The 21906-nt window shown below is 56.6% G+C and carries 9 protein-coding genes; 4 read left to right on the forward strand and 5 right to left on the reverse strand.

Features of this window, described 5'->3' with window-relative positions; translation table 11 throughout:
- Positions 1-73 precede the first annotated feature (73 nt).
- Positions 74-5584 (forward strand): SdrD B-like domain-containing protein, encoded by a 5511-nt coding sequence (locus tag KIH39_RS21605; RefSeq protein ID WP_213495297.1) that lies wholly within the window; start codon positions 74-76, stop codon positions 5582-5584.
- Between the two features lie 81 nt (positions 5585-5665).
- Here KIH39_RS21605 and KIH39_RS21610 read toward each other — a convergent pair whose 3' ends face one another.
- The 4 genes from KIH39_RS21610 to KIH39_RS21625 all read right to left on the reverse strand — a co-directional run bounded on the left by KIH39_RS21610 (position 5666) and on the right by KIH39_RS21625 (position 9322).
- Positions 5666-6751 carry a ParA family protein gene (locus KIH39_RS21610; RefSeq protein ID WP_213495298.1) on the reverse strand — a complete coding sequence of 362 codons (1086 nt, stop codon included), beginning with the start codon at positions 6749-6751 and terminating at the stop codon, positions 5666-5668.
- A 39-nt stretch (positions 6752-6790) separates the two neighbouring features.
- Positions 6791-7447, reverse strand: coding sequence for a ParA family protein (locus KIH39_RS21615; protein ID WP_213495299.1), 657 nt, complete (start codon positions 7445-7447; stop codon positions 6791-6793).
- A 94-nt stretch (positions 7448-7541) separates the two neighbouring features.
- Positions 7542-7724 carry a hypothetical protein gene (locus tag KIH39_RS21620; RefSeq protein WP_213495300.1) on the reverse strand — a complete coding sequence of 61 codons (183 nt, stop codon included), beginning with the start codon at positions 7722-7724 and terminating at the stop codon, positions 7542-7544.
- A 542-nt stretch (positions 7725-8266) separates the two neighbouring features.
- Positions 8267-9322 (reverse strand): tartrate dehydrogenase, encoded by a 1056-nt coding sequence (locus tag KIH39_RS21625; protein ID WP_246539375.1) that lies wholly within the window; start codon positions 9320-9322, stop codon positions 8267-8269.
- A 248-nt stretch (positions 9323-9570) separates the two neighbouring features.
- Here KIH39_RS21625 and KIH39_RS21630 point away from each other — a divergent pair, with 248 nt between their 5' ends.
- Positions 9571-10386 (forward strand): hypothetical protein, encoded by an 816-nt coding sequence (locus tag KIH39_RS21630; protein ID WP_213495302.1) that lies wholly within the window; start codon positions 9571-9573, stop codon positions 10384-10386.
- 174 nt (positions 10387-10560) lie between these two features.
- Entirely contained in the window at positions 10561-12150 is a 1590-nt protein-coding gene (purH, locus tag KIH39_RS21635) for a bifunctional phosphoribosylaminoimidazolecarboxamide formyltransferase/IMP cyclohydrolase (RefSeq protein ID WP_213495303.1), read from the forward strand.
- A 69-nt stretch (positions 12151-12219) separates the two neighbouring features.
- Here the strand turns inward: purH and KIH39_RS21640 are convergent, their stop codons facing one another.
- A complete protein-coding gene (locus KIH39_RS21640) occupies positions 12220-14715 on the reverse strand; it encodes a spermidine synthase (RefSeq protein WP_213495304.1) in 2496 nt (831 codons plus the stop codon).
- 563 nt (positions 14716-15278) lie between these two features.
- Between KIH39_RS21640 and KIH39_RS21645 the strand changes: the two genes are divergently transcribed.
- Entirely contained in the window at positions 15279-21896 is a 6618-nt protein-coding gene (locus KIH39_RS21645) for an FG-GAP-like repeat-containing protein (protein WP_213495305.1), read from the forward strand.
- Positions 21897-21906: the final 10 nt, after the last annotated feature.

The raw sequence follows: 21906 nt of genomic DNA on the forward strand, positions 1-21906 counted from the left end.
ATTACCGTGAGATGAGCTGGGAACGCTCAAAAGATCTTTTGTCCGTTATAAATTTTTATTCTGAGGTTCACATATGCGCTGGCTCCGGAAGTCTCTCTCGCAGGCGGTCCAAAAGTCCCTTCGCCTGCCGTCGCCTACGAGGAAAAATCATCTCCATGTTCAGGAGCTGGAATCTCGAGATGTGCCTTCGGTCAGCGGCTTAGTATTTCGGGATTACAACGCCAACGGGGTTCTGGATTCGCGTGAGCCGGGCGTAGCGGGCGTGACCGTGACCGCTTACGACATCAACAACAACGTTGTGGGCACGACGACTACCACCACGAACGGCACTTACAACCTCAACTTTGCCACGGTGTCCAATCGCCCGCTGCGCTTGGAGTTCACCAACTATGCCAGCTACCTTCAGCCTGGCGCTCAAGGCGCTAGCGCCGGAACCGACGTGCAGTTTGTGATCGATGGGGCTACAGGGGTGAATTTCGACCTCAATAACCCTCTGGACTACGCTCAAGCGGCTAGCCAGTTGACGATAGCGACTCAAGAATACGTTTACGGCAATCAGCTGACGGGAGCCAATGCCAATTCCCCCGTGCTGGTGAGTTTCAACTATAACGCGGCCGGTCCAGCCAATAATGGCGGTTCGCCCTATACCGTTCTGGCGACGGCCAAGCAGATCGGGACGACCTGGGGCGAGACTTACCAGAACACTTCGAACACCATCTTCGTCTCGGCCTTCATGAAGAGTTATGCCGGGTTCGGTCCCGGGGGTCCCGGCGCCATCTATGCGGTGAACACGGTGACTGGGCAGGTCACCCTCCTTTACACCGTGCAAAATGTGGGCACCGATCCGCACCCGACCGATGCGACGAATGATGCCAACTGGTTCAACGACGTCAATTCCTTCGATTCCGTGGGCAAAGTGGGTTTGGGCGGCCTGCAGATTTCCGCCGATGGGCGTTCGCTCTACACGGTGAACCTCAATACGAATCAGTTGGTGGTCATCCCGATCACAGCTTCGGGGGCATTCGACGGTGGCCGCTCGGTTCAAACGTTTAACATTCCCAATCCGAACGCGGCTTTGGGAGCGGCTCGCGCGGGGGATATTCATGCCTTCGCGGTTGCTCTGAACGACGGCACGATTTACGTCGGGGAAGTGGATAGCGCCCAGTCGTCTCAGAAAGCTTCGGACATGGCCGCTTATGTCTACGCTTTCAATCCGGCCACAAACACCTTCAACACGACTCCCGTTTTGAATTTTCCGCTCAACTATAATCGCGGGGATGTGAACGTCGTCTCGGGAATCTCGGCCACCTGGAATCCCTGGATCTCGAGTTGGAATCAAAGTCTTGCTCTCAATGCGGGGAATCCACTTTTCCCCAGCTATCCGCAGGCGATGCTGACCGGCATTACTTTCGATAACGGAAGTATGGTTCTAGGTTTCCGGGATCGTTGGGGCGATCAGACCGGATATAAGGTCGGAGCGCCTATTGCAGGAGATAATACACAATACAGCGGTATTGCCGGGGGCGATATTCTGCGAGCTTCCCAGAATCTCAACGGCAATGGCGTGCCCAACGGTACGTTCACCATTGAGCCGCTGACCTATCCGCCACAAACCAATGTCACCAAGTATTACACCGGCGCGAACTATCAGAACTTCCACGACGATATCGCCGAGGGCGGCGTCGTGCAGGTTCCCGGATTTTCCGATGTGATCACCTCCGCATTCGACCCGATTCAGGGTGGCTCGAAGTATACGGGCGGCGTGATTCATCTCAACGACACCACCGGAGTGCGGGTCGCTGGCGCGGACTATCAGTTATACGACGGTAGCAATCTGGCGGCTTTCGGTAAGGCCAACGGCATCGGTGATGTAGTCGCCTTGCAGTCTCCCGCACCTATCGAAATCGGTAACCGCGTCTGGGCCGACACCAACGGCGATGGTATTCAGGAAGCTGGCGAGCCGGGCATCAATGGTATAACAGTCGATTTGCTGCTGAACGGCAACGTCATTCAGACGGCTACAACCAGTAACGGAGGCCAGTATTACTTCACTGGTCTCCTGCCGAACACCAACTATCAGGTTCGGATCGATCCGAATCAAACTACTTTGACCAATGACGGCCTGACCACTCTCACCCAGGCCAATGTCGGCAGTGCCACCGATCCGAACATCAATTCGAAGGCCACCCTTGTTGGCGGTCTGGCAGTCATTAATCTGACCACCGGCGGTCCGGGTAACAATGACTACTCTTTCGACGTCGGTTTCACCACTCCGCCGGTTGCTAATGTCACGGTGAAGAAAGTCGCGGATAATCCGACGGTTGTTGCTGGGGCTCAAGCCGGCTACACGCTGACCATCACCAACACCGGCCCGGCTACAGCCACGGGCGTAACGCTGAGCGATCCATTACCCGCTCTGGGCGGAAATAATGTCTGGGCTATCGATCCCGCCAGTACGAATGCCGGTTCGTTCACCATCACAGGTTCCGCCGGCAGCCAGTCGCTGACCTTCTCCTCCAGTGTGAGTACTCTGGCCGTCAACACGCCGCTCGTCGTTCACGTTGTCGGTACGACGACGCCGACCGCAGCGGCCGGATTTACCACCACGCTGACGAATACCGCTACGGTCAACGCGACCAACGAAACTGTTCACAACCAGACTTCGACGGCTACGGTTACCGTGCTTTCGCCTGATGTCACCGTGACCAAGACGGCCGATGCCGCCACTATCAATGGCGGTCAAACGGCTGGCTTCACAGTTACGATCAACAATATCGGTGCCGGTACCGCCAATGGCGTGACCCTGGTCGATGCATTGCCGAACCTGGGAACTGGTACCACCTGGCAGATCGATAATACGATTGGTAATCCGGCCTCCTTCGTACTCGGCGGAACGGCCGGCGCTCAGACGCTGTCGCTGGTCAACGGCACCAACCTGGCTGCGGCCGGTTCCTTGAAAGTGCATATCACCGCGGTATCCGTACCCGGTCTGGCTCCCTTCACGGCGAACTTCCCGAACACGGCCACGGTCAGCGCTACCAATGAAGCTACCAGTCTGCAAAATTCCACCGCTACCGCTTCGGTGACGGTACTTTCGCCCGATGTGACTGTGACCAAGACGGCCGATGCCGCGGGCCTGACCGCCGGTCAAACTGCCGGTTTCACCGTAACGATCACCAACACCGGTCTGGCACCGGCGCAGGGCGTTACCCTCACCGATCCGCTGCCGGCTCTGGGCGGCACGAATCTCTGGTCGATCGATACCACCAAGGGTAACCCCGCCGCCTTCCAGTTAAGCGGCGCTGCCGGCGCGCAGACCCTGTCGCTGGTCGGAACCCCGACTCTGGCCGCCGGGGCCAGCCTGACGTTGCACATCACCGGTGTGACGACTACCTCGAATCTGACACTGCCCAACACGGCCACGGTCAGTGCGACTAACGAAGCCCCGCCGCTGCAAAATCAGAAATCCACCGCAACTATCACCATCGGCACGCTGTCGATTGGCGATTTCGTGTGGAAAGATCTGAACGACAACGGCATTCAAGATACCAATGAGCCGGGCGTTCAGGGGGTCAGCGTCGAGTTGTTGAGCGGAACCACTGTTCTGCAGACCACGACGACCGATGCAAACGGCAAGTACCTGTTCACCAACTTGAGTGCGGGAACTTACACGGTCGAGTTTGTACCCAGTACATTGCCCGCCGGTTATGTCTTTACCAAACCGAACGCAACAGGCTCAACGACGGCGAATGACAGCAACGCCAACGTAACTACGGGTCTCACGGCACCGATTACACTGACCAACGCTTCGGACCTGACTGTCGATGCCGGTCTCGTAGCTGTGTCCAGCCTTGCGGGTAACGTCTACGTCGACAACAACAACAACGGCGTTCGAGATTCTGGGGAAGCGGGCATTCCTAACACGACCCTGACCCTGACCGGAACCGACGATCTGGGCAATGCCGTCAGCAAGACGACTTTGACCGCTTCGGATGGTACGTATAGCTTCCCGAATCTGCGACCGGGCAATTACACGATTACCGAAACGCAGCCCGCGGGATTCCAGAATGGTAAGGACGCGGTCGGCAGCGCGGGTGGGACCTTGGGCAACGATGTTCTTTCGAACATTACCCTGGCTCCCGGCGTCAGCGGCATCAACTATAACTTCGGGGAAATCAACACAACCGATATCGCGGTGACTCAAACCGTGAGCAAGGCGCTGGTCAACGTCGGCGACATCGTCGATCTGACGTTCGTCGTCAAGAACAACGGTCCACTCGATGCCTTGAATACCAAGATGACCACGCCCTTGCCCACCGGTCTGGTCTTCCAGAACGTGGTCAGCGGTCCGGGTCAGGGCACTTACGACCCATCCACGGGTATCTGGAATCTGGGCACTCTCCAAAACGGCGTCAGCACCACCTTGGTAATCGCCGTCCAGGTGACTCAGTCGGGAGTCTTCACGAACACGGCCGTTGTCTCGACTTCGAATCCGGAGACGACTTATGTGAATAACGTCTCTCCGATCACCATCAGCACGATTCAAGGGGCTTCGAAGCAACAGTTCCTCAGCTCGCAACCCACCAGTCCCGGCGGCTCGGTATCCAACCTGCAACCGCCTAATCCGGGGGCTCCCTCGGTGGCTAGCGACGCGATCATTGTGACGGGCGTGGCCAGTGGAGCTGCTCCGTTGATTCAGGTCTTCAATCGAGCCACGGGTGCTCCGCAGCTGAGCTTCCTGGCCTTTAGCTCCGGCTTCCTCGGCGGCGTCAGCGTCGCTCTGGGCGATGTAAATGGCGACGGCGTGGCCGACATCATCGTCGGGGCCGGTATCGGTGGACAAGGTCACGTCGAAGTGTTCGACGGTTCGACGGGCCAACTGATTCGCAGCTTCCTGGCGTTCCCGGGCTTCAACGGTGCCATCACGGTGGCCTCTGCGGATATCAATGGCGATGGCCATGCCGATATCATCGTCGGAGCCGGTGCGGGTGCACCCGGTGGCCACGTCGAAGTCTTTGATGGGGCTTCCACCACTTCGACTCCCGCTATGCTGGCCAGCTTCTTCGCCTACGACCAGGGTTACCTGGGCGGTGTGAACGTCGCGGCCGGTGCTTTGGTGGCGGGCCAGAATCCGGATGTCATCACCGGATCGGCGGAAGGTGCTACCCATGTGAAGGCGTTCTCGATCAGCGGCGGAGTGGCTACTCAAATCCGTAGCTTTATCGCTTTCGCGGGTAATGCTTCGGGTATCGCAGTTGCTGCTGGAGATACCACGGGCAGCGGTCATGCCAACATCATCGTCTCGACGACCTCCGGCTCCTCGGCGGTCGGAATTTTCGATGGAACCACTTCGAATCTGGTTCGCTCGTTCACCGCATTCCCCGGTACGAACGCCGGGGCCTTCGTGGCGGCTGCCGACGCGAATGGCGATGGTAAGGCCGATGTGATCGTCTCGGGTGGTCCCGGTTCGGCTTCTCAGGTCAAAGTGTTCGATGGCCCGACCGGTTCGCTGCTGGATAGCTTCCTGGCCTACAACAGCTCCTTCACTGGGGGAGCCACTGTGGCGGGCGTCCGTCAGGTCTAGTTCGCAAAGATTATCTGGAAATACAGAAAGCCGGAAAGAGGCAACTCTCTCCGGCTTTCTTTCGTTTTAGACTTTAGCGATTTATCGCATGATATACAGAGCGATCACTCCGGTCGCCAAACCGATGATGATTGCGCCCAGAGTCAGAATGATCAAGTTAGGCTGAGTCGAGGGCTTCTTGACCGGAGCAACCACGGCTTCGGCAACCGGCTCCCCGACGACTTGGGCCTTCGACTTGCGCGTTGCCACGGCCACGGCTTTTGCAGCCACGGGGGTTGTGCGGCGAGTAGGAGTGGGCGTCGGTGTGCTCGGCGAACTCTTCGAACCTGAACGGCTGGGGGCCGGGGAGGTCGTCGAACTGCTTTGCTGAAAGCGCGGCAGAGGTGCAACCAGTTCCGGTGAAACCGAGGTGTTTTCCAGGTTTTGTTTCCGCGGTTTCTGAGATTTCAGAATACCCAGTGAACTGGCCAGCGAGATGTAGACCTTCGCGGCCGGGCTTTCCGGACTGAGCAGCGTGATCGGCTTACCGACCAGCACCGCCTGATTGGCTTCCGGATCGTAAGGTACGATTTCCGCGAACACGTTTTTGCCAAAGCGAGTCCGGAGTTGATGTTCCCATTCGGAATCTTCTTCCATCCCTTGCGGCATGGTCAGCAGAATCCCCTTGAGCTGGCAGCTGGCGCCTTCTTTTTGAGCTTCCTGGAGTTCTTCGAGGTAGCCCGGCAGGGTTCGGTACGCCATCGGTTCGGCGCGAATGACGATCAGCAGGTCGTCGCAAGTGCGGAGTAGGGTCTTGGTTCGGTCGCCCAGCAGAGCCGGGGGAGAATCGACGAACACCTGCTCGAAATGGTTGTGAAAATCGCTTTCCGGGAATTTCTCCAGGAAGGCTTTCAAATCCTCGTCGGACTGCGAGGTGGCAGCATAGGGAGTCACAACGTCCAGATTCGGCAGAACGGCTTTCCACCACCAGCCTTTGCCGGAAACCGGATCGGGTTGCCCCCGACCATCTTTGCGGCTGAGCTTCAGGCAGGCCGAAACGCTACCGAGCGGGTCCGCGTCCACCAGAAGAACCCGTCTACCGGCTGTAGCGGCGATCATCGCCAGATTGACTACAGTGGTGGTCTTGCCGACGCCGCCTTTTTGGCTCGCTATTAACAGTTTGTGCATATCTCAATTCTCGGGAGGGGGCTTGGGTATTGCTCGCCTTTAGGCGATCACCATGGTACGGGCTTTGCCAATTCCAATTTTCTTTTTCATTTCGCCGGTCAACTTGGCGTAGGCGGCGCGGGCATCTCCGGGGGGCATGTCGCAGCCGGGACGCAGCGGCCATTCGCGCAACTCGGGTTGCATGGGCACCGGCGGCTCGAAGGTGAGGGTCATCTGGCTTTCGCGAAGCTTTTCGAGGGTTCGTTCCTGATTGGAATCTTCGCCGTCGAAGTGGGTCAGAAGAATGCCCAGGACTTTCAGGTTGGGATTTTCGTCGCGGGCCTGTCGGATGGCCACCGTGGAGCTGGGCAAGGTACGCAGGCACAGAACGTCGGCCAGACAGGTCAAAAGAACGCCGTCGCAATTCCGCAGAACGTCCTGAGATTCGGGTTCGGTCAGCGGCGGGCAGTCGACCACCACGACATCGCATTCGAGGTCGTACCGATCGAAGGTAGGCATGGTGTTGCAGAAGGAGACATTTTTCCAGGGGCAATCGCCTCGGCCGTCGATGGCGATCATCGAAGCGGCTTTCGTGCGACAGGCGTCAACCAGCAGAACTTTCAGACCGTTTTGCCCCCACAGCCAGGCGATCGCGCAAGCTGTGGTGGTGCGTCCTGTTCCGCCTTTATGACTGGCTACTGCTAGCCGGTATGGCATCCCGCTGTTCGACACGTCATTCCCCATCGAGGTTATGGAAATTACTTTCTACCTCAGCCTTAATTGCTTCGGCGGAAGGATTCTCCCAGCTATTTCAGTCTAAATCGGCTTCCGGCTCAAGAATCGTACGAATGTTCGTCACCAACTTGGTGCATTGCAGATCTTCGATCGATTCTTCGGCGGTTTCGTCTTCATTCAAGCTGGCAAGTTCAGCTAGACTGTTGTCCAGGCACTCATCTTCCTGTGCTCGAACTTGATCCTGTCCATCGGGTTTCATCTAAGCGACTCCATTACTGACGAAAGATCTCAGGCTGACTATTTCGACAACAACTTTCGGAGCTCTCGACTACTAGTAATTTCAAACACCCTATCGGAGTCTTTGAAATTAAAAAATCGCTTCAGGGAAGGGAATTCTCAGTTCCCGATTATGCGGTCGACTGAAATTTCGGGTATCCGGCGGAATGTTACCGTACGCCCGAATTTTGATTCGGTTACGTACTTAAACGCCCCCACATCTGGCGACTCTAACCCAGCATAGTGCGCTTTTTTTAGTGCGCGCGTAATTTGTAGATTCCTTTCTGAATTGAATGCCCTCCCGGAAGTTGACAAGTCGTAAAGAGTTGAGGATTTTGGAGATAGGAACGGGCCGCTGGCTGGAAATTTCCTTCCGAGTGTTCAAAAATAATTTGCTGCCAGCAAAAAAACCGAGCGATTGGGTACCCGAATTGCTGAATAGCCTCGCTCCCGTCGGCAGTTGAGCGGCGTCCCGCCGACGGTTCCCCAGGCTTTCTCGTTAAACTGCGAACAGTCGATTTCGAACTAGAGAGCGGCCAGAACGGCGTCGGCCACTTCCCGGGTCTTCGATTTACCGCCCAAATCCGGCGGCATGGTCTTACCTTCCTTTAATACCTGGGCGACAGCCTGGCGAATTGCGGCCGCACAGCTCTCCTCCCGCAGGTGATCCAGCATCAAGGCGGAAGAGAGCACGGCCGCCAGCGGATTGGCGATCCCCTTTCCGGCAATATCGGGGGCCGAGCCGTGGACCGGTTCAAACATACTGGGGAATTTCTTTTCGGGATTGATATTGGCCGAGCTGGCCAGCCCGACCGAACCGGTGACCATCGCTGAAAGGTCGGTCAGAATGTCCCCGAACAGATTGGAGGCCACCACCACGTCGAAGGTTTCGGGCTTGCGCACGAAATCCATCGCCGCCGCATCCACCAGTAGGTGGCGGAGTTTCACATCGGGGTAATCTTTGGCAACGGCGTTAGCCACATCGTCCCACAATCCGAGGCCGTAGGTGAGCGCGTTCGATTTGGTGATCGAGGTCAGGATCTTCTTGCGCTTGCGGGCAGCTTCGAAGGCGGCCCGCAGAATGCGATCGCAACCGCGGCGGGTGAACAGCGACACCTGCACGGCCGTATCCGCATCCATGCCTTCGTAGATCCGCCCGCCGATGGGGGCATATTCCCCTTCGGTGTTCTCGCGGAAGACCAGAAAGTCGATCGATCCGGGGGCTTTATCTTTCAGAGGGCTCGGCACGCCCTCGTAGAGGTAGGCAGGTCGCAGATTCACATACTGATCGAATTTTCGTCGCATCGGCAGCAGGAGGCCGTGCACGGTGACTGTCTCCGGCACATCCGGCGAGCCGACGGCCCCGAAAAAAATCGCATCGTGCTGTTGCAGCAATTCCCAGCCGCCGGGCGGGACCATGTGCCCGGTCTTTTTGTAGTTCTCCGAAGACCAAGGCAGGCGCTGCCAATCGAACTGGGCGCCGTGCTTTTTCCCGGCCGCATCGACAATGCGAATCGATTCTTCGATGACTTCCGGCCCGATCCCATCGCCACCAATCACGGCAATTTTATGCATTTTCATCAAGTTTCCTGTCTGAAGTCCTGACCTTTAATCTCTGAGCTCTCGCGCTCTGGCAGCAAGCCTACCCAGCTTTCCCAGTTCCATAATCCCCGATGGCTAAATGAAGAGAATTTCGGCAATCCGGGTCAAATTTGGCGTCGGGGATGCCGATAAGTACTCTGCGCGGATTATCCGTCTTTTACGGAAAATCCTGCCATCGGGACGCAAGTCCGTCTGGTGAATGTAGCCGGTGTCGAAGAGGGGTCAAGATGGTCGCTAATCTCAGACTTCGCAGCGTGTTGAGTATTGCGGGTTTCAGCCTGTTGACCGTCAGTGGCTGCGCCTTCCCGCACGGCAACAACGGCGGCGATCCTGCGCTGGGTAACTGGAACCGGCCCATCGCACCGACCCCGCCTCCCTGGACCGGCGGAATGGGCGGCGGCAGCCCCGCTTACGATGCGGGGGCGCGGGTAGGTGTTCCTTCTCCCGATGTCCCTTCTCCCACGACCTTACTGAACGCAAACAGCCCCGCTTCCCGGACTTCCTGGAACATGCCGAGCCCGATTACGCCGGCGAATACCGACTACGCCGTTGCCAACACGGATAAGCAAAAATCCTGGACGGATCGACTGTTCCATCCCACGCCGCACAAAACTCCGCCTTCCGAAGGGCCCAAACTTCAGGCCAGTGAACAACTGCAGCCGCTCCCGGCAATTCCGACGAGCGCCGCGAAAGACGGTTTCCCGGCCGGCAGCAGTATCGTATTGCGGCCGCAGGCCCCAATTAACGGTATTGTCGCGGGCTCGGCTTTGCCGCCGGAACTGCACAACAGCACGCTGCGACTGGTGGCTCCTCAGGGGGAATCGGCGAAAATCCAGAGCGTGGAAGAAGGCCAGATGATTCTCGTCGGCTACGGTTTGAAATGGCAGACTCTCCAGCAGGTCGAGAATGGCGACTGGCAGTACTCCTGCGTGGTGGCCGCCGATCTGAATGGTACGAACTACCGGCGCTATGACGCTCGCCATCCCAGTGCGGTGGAAGCCGTTCGCGCCATAGTCGATCAAGCTCGTAAAGACCGACAGTAATTGCCTCATCGAATGTCGAACGCGGGGAGAGGGGTTCCCGCGTTCGACATTTCCTGACTGCAATTTTTGCCCAGTCCCTTTCCCGAAAGCCCGCTGAATTCCCGCTTCCGACCTGCGCAATTCTGGCGACTCCGCTACAAAAACAGAATTAAGTCTTGTGGAGAATGGGATCTCATGCGTATTCGCATTCGGCGCGCTTTGTTGTCTGTCAGCGATAAGAGTGGATTGATCGATCTCGCGAAAGTTCTAGCCGGTTTCGGAGTGGAGTTGATATCGACCGGCGGTACTCGCAAAGCCCTGGCCGAAGCCGGCTTGGCGGTGAAGGATATTTCCGAGGTGACCGGATTTCCGGAAATGCTCGACGGCCGGGTGAAGACGCTGCATCCCATCGTCTATGCGGGTCTGCTCGCCCGCCGCGATCTCCCCGAGCATATGAAGACCATTGCGGATCATCAGATTCAACCCATCGATATGGTGGTGGTGAATCTTTATCCGTTCGCCAGCACTCTGGCCAAGCCGAACGCCACGACCGAAGAGTGCATCGAGAATATCGACATCGGCGGACCGACGATGCTGCGGGCGGCCTGCAAGAATTTCGAGTCGGTGGCCGTGATTCCCGATCCCGAGCTTTATCCCAAGATCATCGAGGAATTGAAAGCCAACGACGGAGCCTTGGAACTCGAAACCCGTCAGAGCCTGGCGGCGATCACTTTCGAACGAACGGCCCGTTACGACGCCGCGATAGCCGATTATTTCCATCGGAATTTCCAGAAGCCGTCCGAAGAGCCGATCCCGGCCCTGATGGCCCCGTTCTACAAATTGAAATCGACTCTGCGGTACGGTGAAAATCCGCATCAGCCAGCGGCGGTCTATATCGCCCCCGGGATCAAGCATGCCTGCGTGGTGCAGGGGCAGCAACTGCACGGCAAGGAACTTAGCTACAACAATGTGCTGGATGCCGATTCGGCGCTCAATCTCGTTCGCGAATTCAGTGAACCGGCTGCCGTGGTCATCAAACACAATAACCCGTGCGGGGCGGCGATTGCCAGCCAGCTCACGGAAGCCTTTGCCAACGCGTACGATGGCGATCCTCAATCGGCCTTCGGCGGCATCATCGCCTTTAATCGCGTTGTCGATAAACAGACGGCCGAAATCATGGCCACCGGCCAGAGATTTCTCGAGTGCATCGTCGCTCCCGGTTTCGACGATGAAGCATTTCAGATTCTCACCACAAAACCGACCTGGAAGAAAAATGTCCGGCTATTGGCTGTCTGCGATCTGATGGCTCACCGACCCGATCCTAAAGTCGATTTCGATTTCCGCCGGGTGGACGGCGGACTCCTCGTGCAAGCCCAGGATCGCGATGCGGACGATCTGGCCACTTGGGTCCCTCAGACGAAACGGCGCGGCAGTGATGCCGAGCTGAAAGAACTCTGGTTTGCCTGGCGCGTCTGCAAGCATGTGAAGAGCAACGCCATCGTGCTGGCGAAAAATGGCATGGTGATCGGTGTTGGGGCCGGGCAGATGAGCCGGGTCGATTCCGTTCAGATTAGCATTCGCAAAGCCGGCGATCGCGTCCGGGGAAGCGTGCTGGCCAGCGATGCCTTCTTCCCGTTTCGCGATAATGTGGATGCGGCCGCGGCGGCGGGGGTGCGGGCTATCGTTCAACCGGGCGGTTCGACGCGCGATCAGGAAAGTATTGATGCCTGTAACGAGCACGACCTCGCCATGCTGTTCACCGGCATCCGACACTTCCGCCATTAAAAAGACAATGGCCCGGTTCGAGTTCCCTCGGACCGGGCCATTCCTATTCCAGCCATCGAAGTGGGAAGCTTACTTCCCCCAGAGCTTCAGCGACATTTTCAGAATCGGGATTACAGGCGAGTAATCGTCGGTCCAGACCGAGACATTCCTCTTGTTCATATCCAGCGGTTCCCAGATATGCTCGCCATTGGGCCGCTGCGTATCCAGAATGACCGGACCCATATATTCCAGCTTGCGAGTTAACAGAATCCAACTGCTGCCGGTTTTGCCCGGGGCATCTTCGCCGTCGTGCATGATTCGGCATTCCACCCCTAAAGCCTCGGCCAGTTTTTTCACCACCGGCTCCAGGTCGAGATAGCGATTGGAAATATGCACGGCCAATAAGCCATCTTCGCGCAGGTGATCGAAGTAGATTTCCAGGGCTTGCTTGGTGAGCAAGTGAACCGGAATCGAATCGGAACTAAACGCATCGACGAACATCACCGCGAACTTTCTCTCGAGACGTTCCAGGGTCAGTCGCGCATCGCCCATCTGGAATTCGACATTCGCGCCTCGTTCCTTGGCTTTCAAAACGTAATTGAAATACTGGCCTGGTTCCACCAGTCGGCGGACGATCGGGTCGATTTCAAAGAACGTGATGTTCTGCCCGGGCTGGCTGTACGCCGAGAGCGAACCCGTACCCAGGCCGATGCAGGCCATGTCGGTATTGGTGTTTGGATCCGCTTTCTGGCGTTCGCGCAAAGCTTTCATGATGAAGCCGACCGGGCCGGTACGGTGATAGTACGTCAGAGGTCGAAGTTCGCGCGGGTCGAGTTCGGGCAGCAGGCCCGCCATGTGAACAGCCGCTTCCCAGGGGGAAGCAATCAGGACCGTGGGGGCGGCCCAGCCGAGCCATAAGTTGTCGTCTCGGAACTGTTTGCCGTGCAAGGTGGTGCCGTGGACCAGGCGAATGTATTCCGGTTCCCCGGTTGAAACTTCAACTTTCAAGGTGCCGAAGAAACTGCGCGTCAACACGGTCGGCGGCAGCCCCGATTCCTTCACCAGTCGGGCATCTTTGCGAGTTTCGAAGAGCGAAAAAGCTAACCAGACCCCCATCAGCGCCAGACCGAACCGGATAGGCCGTTCCACGAATAGATAGCAGGCCATGATCGGGAAGCCGTAGAAGAGGATCGAGCGGGCCATGCGCGAGTAATCTTTGACATTGCCATCGGCCGTTTCAAAGAGCCACTGCTTCACAAACCAGCTGCGGCGGAGCAGCGTGTTATCGTAGAAATATTCGAACGCCATGAGCGTCGCACCAAACAGGGCGATCGGAAAGACCAGATCCTGCAATTCGAGTTTATCCGGCTCGTCGGGCCGCACCAGTTTGGGTAACAGCAGGCAGGCAATGATCATCGTCAGCGGGTATTCGGAAACGTAGGTGAAGACCAGCGGAGCAAACAGGGCATTGAACAGACCGCCCAGCACGCCGCCGACCGACATGGTCAGATAGAAATTGGTGAGGTAGCGGGTATTCTTGGGTCGCAGGCGAGCCAGTTCGCAGTGACAGCAGAGCGAAGTGATGAAGAATACGGCCAGGTGGATGGCGATGGTTCCCAGGAAGCTTTCCGGCTTCTGAGCAAACAGAATGAAGAACATCAGGAGGATCATCACCGGCGCAAACAGCGTGATGAGCGTGTAGAACCAGGTGGGAAGTCGATTGAAGGCAATGATGAAGGTGATCAGATACAAAGCCAGTGGAATCACCCAGAGCAGCGGCAGAGAAGCGATGTCGGTCGTGATGAAGGTCGTCACGCCGCACATCAGGCTGGAGGGGACGAAGGAGAGGCCGAGCCAGCGCAGCCGGATCAGCCAGGTGGGACTCTGGCCGTCGCTGGCCTCCGAAGCGAGGCTGGAAACCTTGGGTTTGCTGGCGTATTTGGCTTTTTCTTCGAGGGTCACTTTGGCCGATTTTACCGCCCAGCCGCAGCAGAAGATCAGCCCCACCAGACAGACGTAACCGATTGCCCAGACATACGCTTGCTGTACGACGGTGAGATAAGGTTCGACGACAAACGGGTAGCCGACCAGAGCCAGGAGGCTGCCGAAATTGCTGGCCCCGTAAAGAAAGTAAGGATCGCGGGCGGAAGGATGACCGGTTTCGGTGAACCATTTCTGCAGCAGTGGGGCACTCGTGGAAAGTACTAGAAACGGCAGTGCCACCGCGGTCGAGAGCACCACAATCACATTGAAGAAGGGGATTTCATCTCCCTTGGGGGCAAGCGATTTGATGATCGGGATCGGGCTGTGTTTGTCGGAGATAATGGCCCCGAGCAGCATGGCGCCGATGGCGAGAACCAATACCGTATAGTGGAGCCCCACCTGACTCTTGAAAGGCCGGTCTTTCGTCAACTTGTGAGCGTAGAGATAACCCAGTAGCAGCAGGGCCTGAAAGAACACCATGCAAGTGTTCCAGACCGCCGGGGTACCGCCCAACAGCGGCAGCGTCATCTTGGCGACCATCGGTTGAACTAGGAAAAGGAGCGTGGCGCTCAGAAACATCGTCACAGCAAAGAGTAACGGCACAATACGACTCGCAAGTATGAGAAATTCTGAGAGAATCCGAACGGCGGTGCGAAACGGTATCCTATTCAAAACCTCGGACAGGGGCACGAAGTTTCGAAGGGCTTTTTCGCGCGATTTTTGGACCTCTGGACTGGCCGGTTCTGAGGGAGTGCGATCCTCGTCGGGATTAAACCCAATCGAGGTCGAGCTACCGGGGAGAATTCTCTTTGGGTGAAAACCCCAGAAGTCCTACGGCCCATATTTTGAATCCGATCTTCGACTTGTCCTGAATAATCCGTTCGTTCGCATCAATCCTTAAGGCAGGATTAATCGTCTCATTTTGACAGGGGAAATCGCCCATTTGTCTTGACTGATTAGAAAACATAGAGAGAATGGTGTGTCTGATGACTAAAGGGATTTCCCGGATTAGGGGAAATGCTTGGTTTATTGCTTGGAGTGGCTTTAATTCAATTTCGCTGATCGCCTGAATTGTAATTGCCCGAAAGGGATAAGCTGCTAGCTACGACGATCATATCCGGCAAGGCCAACACCGCCTGTCCGGAGCTTACAACTTGAGGCTCAAAATGGCTCAGAATCGCTTGAAGAAATTCGTTAAATCGTTCCTTCCTTTGAATTTGCTGGAGCCGGCATCGAAGAAGCATGTCTCGAAGAAGCGGTCTCGACTGAATTTGTTGTCCTTGGAAGATCGTCTGGTGCCCACCGGTAGCTGGTCCTTTGTGAAGAACCCGGTACCAGACGGAGATGCCGCTCAGACGGCCATTATCCTCTCCAACGGTTCTGTTTTAGTCAAAGGGGGTGGCGACAGTGCTACTACAGCGTATTACGAACTGACCCCCGATAATACGGGAAGTTACATCAATGGAACGTGGTCGGTAGTCGGATCGATGAACGATCCCCGGCTTTTCGCTTCTTCAGTGGTATTGCAGAATTCTCAGGTTCTGACGGTCGGGGGAGAGTATCCGGACTTTCAGAATACTGCGGAAGTCTTTAATCCCGTCACCCAATCCTGGACATTGGTACCCAGCGTACCCACCCCGGATGGCGGTTTCGGCGATGATCCTTTATCGGTGCTTCCCAACGGCAACGTTCTGGCGGGCTACTACAATGGGCCTCAGACTTATATCTACAACCCGACCACCAATACCTGGACTAACGGACCTAATAAATTAGATAATGATCCCAGCGATGAAGAATCTTGGGTCAAATTGGCAAACGGTGATATTCTCTCGTACAGTATTTTCTCCAGTATCAATGACAATGTCGGCGAAGCTCAGTATTACGATCCCACCAAAAATGAATGGTTCGAGACTGGCACTCTTCCTGCACTTTTGAGTACTCCCAACGAAGGATATGAACTCGGACCAGCTCTCTTGATGGATGATGGAAGAGCCATCTTCTTTGGGACGCACAGCAATACGGCCATTTATGATCCGACAACGAACACCTGGTCGGCCGGTCCCGATATTCCTAACGGGTATACGATGTCAGACGCACCAGGCGCGATCATGCCCAATGGTAATATCCTGATAGCCACATCTCCCGTGGACACCGACGATTCCTTCCCTTCTCCCACGGTGATTTACGAACTGAATACTCAGACGATGACCTATACAGATGTAACGCCGTCTGGTTTTGGCTTGGACAGCTTGCCGAGCTTCACGGAAAACATGCTGGTGCTGCCCACCGGCCAAGTGATGATGGTGAATGATTCGGGAACCGTCGCCATCTACACGCCGGATGGCACCCCCGATCCGGCCGGAACCCCCACCATCACAGGCATCACCAAAACCGGAGGCGTGCTGACTCTTACCGGCACCAAATTGACCGGATTGAATGAAGGGGCGGCCTACGGGGATGACGATGAAATGTCCTCAAACTATCCGCTGGTTCAACTGACGGATATGAACGGCAACGTTCACTACGGCTACACGTACAACTGGAGTAGTACGCAGGTTCAAACCGGCAACTTGCCCATTACGACGAATTTCTCGATTCCCAGCAATCTCACTGGTGCCTACCTGCTTTCCTCGGTGGTCCAAGGCCAGACTTCCAACAGCTTCCTGTACGTCCAACCCGGGGCCGGGGCAAATAATCTGACCGTCGAGATCGATCCTTCCGACAGCACTAAGATCGAAATTCTTCAAGGCAACACCGAAGTTGGTCTGTTCGACCTGAATTCCTTCAGCCAGATTTACGTGAATGGGGCCACAGGCAATAATCTGAATACCACTGTTTCTATCTCGGAAGCGGTCGCCGCGCTGGGTGTGCCCATCAATATTTACGGCAGCACCGGCACCAATAACCACTTGACCTTGAAACTTGAAGGTACTTCCAGCAGCGATTCCTTTGTCAGTGGCGCCAACAGCGCTTCGATTGACGGATATAGCATCAACTTCACCGGTGTAACCTCCGTCGTATTCGACGGAAATGGCGGCAATGATTCCTTTGACATCACGCCGCTTTCGACAATCAGCTTCACCGCCAACGGCGGTGGAACCGGCAGCACGCTGCTTTATCATGGCGCCGCCACCCTGACGCTGACAGGTTACTCCAGCGGTACGATACTGACCAACGGCCTGTTGAGCGACAGCTACACCGGTATCGGAACCTCCATCACGATCACTGGGAATATCAACCTGAACGTCACCGCCGGGGTCTCCTCGACCAACGGTGCAAATAATGGAGTTGCCGATAACTTCGTGATCACCGGGTCCAACTCGGGTACCTCGATTCTGATCAACGGTTCTGGCCTGCCGAGCATCATCGGTAATATCGTCGCTCTGGGCGTCATTGGTTCGAACGATAACGATACCGTCACCGTCGACAACAGTCAGGCGGCGGTGAATCTGCCCATCTCATTCAACGGTGGCGGCGGCAATAACACTCTGAATGTGATCGGCGCTGCAACTTCGGATAATTTCGTGGTGAATAATTCGCAAGTGAAGATCGATTCCACGACGATCAATTATGCCAACGTGCAGACGATGCAGCTGACGGGTAATGGCGGATCGGACAACTTCGATGTGACGCCGTTGGCCATTACCGCGATCAATATCACCGGTAGCGATTCCGGCACGAGCACGACCAACACGCTGACTTATCGCGGCTCGGGAACCTATACCATCACCGGCAATGATTCCGCAACGATCAGTTCCCCCGGCTTGCAGAACGTGACTTTCACGGGCATTGGTGGCACCACGACCTTCGCGGGCTCTTACTCGCTCGGTATCTCCGCACTGGCTTCAGCCTCCAACGGACCGAACAATGGCGTCCCCGATTCCTTCTACGTCGTGAAGACTCTCACTGGTCTGCAAATTCTGATCAATGGCGTCAGTTCCCCCAATATCCTCGGAACTTTGAACGGGGTGATTGTCACCGGCTCCAACGACAACGATACGCTGAGCGTGGACAACAGCGGCGGCTTGATCACCGCGCCGATTACCTTCAACGGCGGCGGCGGATCCAACACCCTCAATGTGATTGGCAATTCGGGTCAGGTCATCAAACGGGAAACCGTGCTGCTTACCCCCGGCGGGGTCAGCACGCTGACTTACGACCCGACCGACAGTGCCGGAGTGGGTGCCACCGGAACGCTCAGCCCGAATTCACTGGTCATCAGCTTCAATAATGTCCTGAATGTGGTCGATACGACCGCCGCGCAGGAGACCGACTACTACGGTTCCGTCGGCGCCGACCAGATCGATCTCACAAACGGCGCCGCCGCTTTCGGCGCTCAAACACTGCAGATCCAGAATCTCGGCGATAGTTCCCCGGTAGTCTCGTTGGCGAATAAGGGAACTCTGACCGTCAATGGATTGGGGGGTGGAGATTCCTTCCTGGTCAACACCACACAGGGAGCGACCGGGCTTTCGACACTCGATATCTATGGGAATCACCTCCCCGGACTGGCCGGTGCCGACGGCAGCGAAACCAACAACTTCAGCGTGATTGCCACCTCGGCCGCGCTCACGACCAGCATCAATGGGCAGGGCATCGACGATACATTCACTCTCGGGGACACCGGAGGAAGCAACTCGATCTCCGGTATTCTGGGAGCGCTCAGCCTGATCGGTGGGGGCACCGATCCCACGGTTACTTCCGGCTACACGGTCAACGGAAATTCCATCTCTCTAATCACCGGGAACATTCTCACAGTTAACGATGGTAATTCCTCGGGTAATCTGGCTTACACACTCACTCCAACGAGCTTGTCGCGAAATGGCCTGGGAGCGATCTCCTTCAGCAGTATCGGTACCCTGCAGATGACCGCTGGCACGGGTTCGGATAGCATTCAGGTGAGCAACACCGGCGATAATACCGCGACCATTGTGCATGGAGGTACGGGCAGCGATAACATTACCGTCGCCAGCACCGGCGTCGGCAGTTATCTCGATGTTACGAATGCGGGCAGCGGCGGGAACAACACGATCAATCTTCAGGCTGAAGGTCTCAATGGCTTGATTCAGCTGACGGGCGGAGCTCGCAACGACACATTTAACGTCGGTAGCACTTCCAATAACTTGAATTCGATACTCGGAGTCCTGGGTATCAATGGCGGTGGCAATCTGGCCGCTCCAACCAGTTCTCTGACCGTCGGAACGGTGACCAATACTTATGCGGTGGGCGATACGCTTAACCTGAACGATTCGGGCGACCTCGGCACGACCTACGGCATTTCCGGCACGGCCATAACCCTCCCGGGTCTCAATCCGATCGGCTACACCAGCATTGGTACTTTAAACCTTCTGGCCGGTAGTACCACCGATACGGTGAATGTGGCCTCGATAGCATCGAACGCCACAACGACCATCATCACCGGAGCCGCGGCAGACAACATCAATATCTCGGGGACAGGCAGCAGTGGAAATCTGATCGTTTCGGCCGGAGCAGGGAAAAATGTTTTCAACGTTACCGGCACGGGCGCTGGCAGTCTCGTCTCGCTGCAAAATAGCACGACGGGCAGCACCGATCAATTCAACGTGGGCACCAGCGGCAACTCGCTCAGCGGTATTCAAGGAGCTCTGGGCCTCAGCGCGACCGCCGGGACGAACGCGGTTTCGTTGAACGACCAGGGCGATGGCGGCAACAATACCTATCTTCTGAAACCCAATTCGCTGTCCTGGAATGGCGGACCGAATATCGTTTTCCAAGGCGTGCAGACCATTCTCCTTAACGGGTCGGCTGGTAGCGACACTTACAACGTGAATGGCACGACGGCGGGATCGACGACGACCCTAAACGATGGAGCGGGCGCTTCGACGTTCAACGTTCAGGGCGCGGGCCTGGCCGGTAACAACATCCTTCTGGGCAACGGCGGTGGCGACACCTTCAACGTCAATGCGGGAACCGGCATTACGGCCACCAGCGTGAGCATCAGCGGCGGAGAATCCAACAGCGTCCTGTCCTACCTGAACGTCAACGGCACCAACGGTAATGACAATGCCTCGTTACACCTGGGATCCGGCAGCTACGGCGAACAGTTCCTTGGACTCGGTTCCACACCGCTGAATTTCGACACCATCGGCGATGTGACCTTTAACGGGGCCACGGGAGCCGCCAACTCCAACAGCTTCACGCTCTACAGCCTGAATAATACCCAGTTTGGTTCGACGACGGGGGTGGGTTTCAACCTGGCCAGCGGTATCATCTACCGTCCGATTTCGGCAACCTCCGGCGATGTTCGACTCAATATCAACAATGCGGGCGTGCCGGTTAATCCTTCACTGACGCCCACGATCCATTTCCAGAATGTCAATAAAAGCTTCACCATCGATGGCGGAACTAACCCGGCCGGATCGAGAGATACGGTCACTGTGTTGGGGGTCAGTACGACGGGGCTGGCCTCGACGCCCTACAACGAAACGACTGCCACGAATGGCTCGAACCAGATCAAGGTAACCGATTCCGAAGTCGACATCACTAACGCGACCCTCGGGGTACTGCGTTCGGTGAAGCTCGACACGGCCACTTTGCAAAATCTGGTGGTGCGAGCGGGCAATCAAACTTCAGGTTTGGTGGGCGATACGGTCAGCGTCGTTCCTTCGAAGCTGATCAATATTCTGGTCGACGGCATGGATCCCAAGTCGCAGATCGGCGGCGACACGATCAACCCGTTGACCACCGGCTCCCGCACACTGACCAAGATCACCACGGCCGCGCTGGGTGGTTCGCAGACTCGCGTCACCCAGTCGAACGGGGCCAGCTTTGGCTACGTGAATTTCGAGCATGTCAGCGGTACGGGAATCATCGTCACTGGCGGCGATGCCGGTAATTACTCCCTGGTGAATGTCTACTCGGCAACCAATCCGGGCGGTGCTCCTAAATTCGTTCTGGAACCCTACGACAATCTGTTCAAGGGTGGCACTCAAGTAGCCGTCGGTGATGTCAACGGCGATGGGATCCCCGATATTATCACGCTTAACGGGACTGGGGCCGATCCTCACGTGGAAGTCTTCGACGGGCTGACGGGAGCTTTGCTGCAAAGCTATATCGCCTTCACCAATTACCTGGGCCCAACCACTCTGGCCGTGGGCGATGTCAACGGCGATGGCTACGCCGATATCATCATCGGAACCGGACCGGGTACGGCCCCGCACATCAAAGTCTTCAGTGGTAAAGATGGAACCCTGCTGGATAGCTTCTACGCTTTCTCCACGAGTTTCCTGGGTGGTATCAGCGTGGCGGCCGGCGACATCAACGGCGATGGCAAGGCGGACATCGTAGTGGGCTCGGGCGCTGGCACGCAAGCCCACGTGGTCGTCTTCAGTGGGGCGGATCTCTCCATTCTGAAGAGCTACTACGCCTTTGCACCGACTTATCTGGGCGGCATCAACGTGGCCGTCGGGGATGTCAACGGCGACGGCGTGCCGGATATTATCGTTGCGGCGGCGACCGGCACCTCCGGCCACGTGATGGCTTTCGACGGTGTTACCGATAATGTCCTTGCCAGCTTCCTGACCAGCTTCCCCGCATCGTCCGGCGGCTCGGATGTCAGCTCCACAACGCCGCTCAATGGCGTTCGAATTGCGACCGCCGATGAAACCGGCACGGGAATTGATGATATACTGGTGTCGCGATCGCAAAGTTCCCTGGTACTCAGTTACCGGGTAAGTCCGACCTTTGGACAACTGCCGACCTTCGACACCGGCTTTACCTTCGGCGTCTTCATTGGAGGCGGTTGATCAGTTTTTG

The sequence above is a fragment of the Telmatocola sphagniphila genome, from assembly GCF_018398935.1.
Taxonomy (GTDB): domain Bacteria; phylum Planctomycetota; class Planctomycetia; order Gemmatales; family Gemmataceae; genus Telmatocola; species Telmatocola sphagniphila.

What these genes read in the sequence shown, in the direction of transcription:
- KIH39_RS21605 (WP_213495297.1), top strand. Translation starts at nt 74, where the DNA reads ATGCGCTGGCTCCGGAAGTCTCTCTCGCAGGCGGTCCAAAAGTCCCTT.
- KIH39_RS21610 (WP_213495298.1), bottom strand. Translation starts at nt 6,751, where the DNA reads ATGCACAAACTGTTAATAGCGAGCCAAAAAGGCGGCGTCGGCAAGACC.
- KIH39_RS21615 (WP_213495299.1), bottom strand. Translation starts at nt 7,447, where the DNA reads ATGCCATACCGGCTAGCAGTAGCCAGTCATAAAGGCGGAACAGGACGC.
- KIH39_RS21620 (WP_213495300.1), bottom strand. Translation starts at nt 7,724, where the DNA reads ATGAAACCCGATGGACAGGATCAAGTTCGAGCACAGGAAGATGAGTGC.
- KIH39_RS21625 (WP_246539375.1), bottom strand. Translation starts at nt 9,322, where the DNA reads ATGAAAATGCATAAAATTGCCGTGATTGGTGGCGATGGGATCGGGCCG.
- KIH39_RS21630 (WP_213495302.1), top strand. Translation starts at nt 9,571, where the DNA reads ATGGTCGCTAATCTCAGACTTCGCAGCGTGTTGAGTATTGCGGGTTTC.
- purH (WP_213495303.1), top strand. Translation starts at nt 10,561, where the DNA reads ATGCGTATTCGCATTCGGCGCGCTTTGTTGTCTGTCAGCGATAAGAGT.
- KIH39_RS21645 (WP_213495305.1), top strand. Translation starts at nt 15,279, where the DNA reads ATGGCTCAGAATCGCTTGAAGAAATTCGTTAAATCGTTCCTTCCTTTG.